This window comes from Streptomyces albipurpureus, from assembly GCF_023701525.1.
In the GTDB taxonomy this organism is placed as follows: Bacteria; Actinomycetota; Actinomycetes; order Streptomycetales; family Streptomycetaceae; genus Streptomyces; species Streptomyces albipurpureus.
On sequence record NZ_JAMQAW010000071.1, the window covers coordinates 1 to 1,693 of the forward strand.

Annotated in this window: 1 protein-coding gene; it reads right to left on the reverse strand. The window is 65.1% G+C overall.

Translation table 11 applies throughout. The features are described from left to right. Positions 1–1,693: condensation domain-containing protein (locus tag NBG84_RS34815; protein WP_250923690.1), on the reverse strand; the 1,693-nt coding region annotated here is incomplete at both ends.

The window sequence follows — 1,693 nt, forward strand, 5'->3', positions numbered from 1 at the left end:
CGCCCTTCGGGGGTGTGGTGTTCGCCGAGGTTGAGGGTGAGGTCGAACTTCGCCACCGCACCCTCCAACGCCTGGTGTTCGACGTGAAGACCGGGGAGGTCGAGGGTGGGCTGGGCGTTGTTCTGGAAGGCCAGCATCACCTGGAAGAGGGGATGCCGGGCCATCGAACGCTGCGGGTTGAGGACCTCCACCAGACGCTCGAAGGGCACATCCTGGTTGGCGAACGCCGCCAGATCCGTCTCCCGTACCCGTCCGAGCAGTTCACGGAAAGAGGGATCACCGGACGTGTCGGTCCGTAGGACCAGGGTGTTCACGAAGAACCCGATCAGCTCATCCAACGCGTCATCCGTACGCCCCGCCACTGGTGTCCCGATCGGGATGTCCTCACCCGCGCCCATACGCTGGAGCAACACCGCCAGCGCAGCCTGCACCGTCATGAACAGGCTGGTGCTGCTCTCCCGCGCCAGAGCAATCAGGCGTTCATGGACGTGGGCTGGCACACTGACCGGGATGGTGCCGCCGGTGTGCGAGGCCACCGGGGGGCGTGGGAAGTCCGTCGGCAGCTCCAACTGCTCCGGTATTCCGGCTAGCGCGTCGGTCCAGTAGGTCAGTTGGTGGGAGATGACGCTGTCGGGGTCGTCCTCGCTGCCGAGTACCTCGCGTTGCCACAGGGTGTAGTCCGCGTACTGCACCGGCAGTACCGGCCAGGCGGGCGCCTCGCCTCGGCAACGGGCCTGGTAGGCCAGGGACAGGTCCCGGGCGAACGGGGCCATCGACCAGCCATCCGCGGCAATGTGATGCACCACCGCGATCAACACGAACTCATCCGGCCCCACGACACACAATCGCACCCGCAACGGCAGATCCACCGACAGATCAAACCCGGCAGACACCTCCGCCACCAACACCCCACCAAGCCCCGACGCATCCACCTCCGACACCGTAAGAAGCCGGGCGACACGGCTGTCATCGGCCAGCTCTACGATGTGCTGATAGGGCTGGCTCGTCTCTGTGTGGCGAAAGACGGTACGCAGGCTCTCATGCCGGCCCACGACATCCATCAACGCCGCCCGCAACGCCTCCACATCCAACGCGCCACGCAACCGCAGGGCGAAGGGAATGTTGTAGGTCGCTGACGGGCCCTCCAACTCGCCCAGGAACCACAACCTGCGCTGTGCGAACGACACCGGAACCAACTCCGGACGCACCCGCCCCGACAACCGCACCCGCACCACACCCGCAGCATCATCAACATGCGACGCCAAACCAGCCACCGTCGGCGCCTCGAACAACGCCCGAATCGACACCTCAACATCCAAGACACTGCGGATCCGCGACACCAACCGAGTCGCCAACAACGAGTGCCCACCCAGATCGAAGAAGCCGTCATCGATACCAACCTCGCCCACGCCCAAAACCTCGGCGAACAGCGAACACAACACCTCCTCCCGAGCATTACGCGGACCACGACCAGAGACCTTGGCAGTGACCTCGGGAATGGGAAGAGCCTTGCGGTCGAGTTTCCCGTTGGGTGTCAACGGCAAGGCTTCCAGTACTACGAAGGCGGAGGGCACCATATAGTCCGGCAGGCGCTCCGCCACCACACCCTTCAACACCGACACGTCGATCGGCGGCACGACACCGGAGTCGGCGGGGACGACGTAGGCGACCAGGCGTTTGTCGCCCGGCCGGT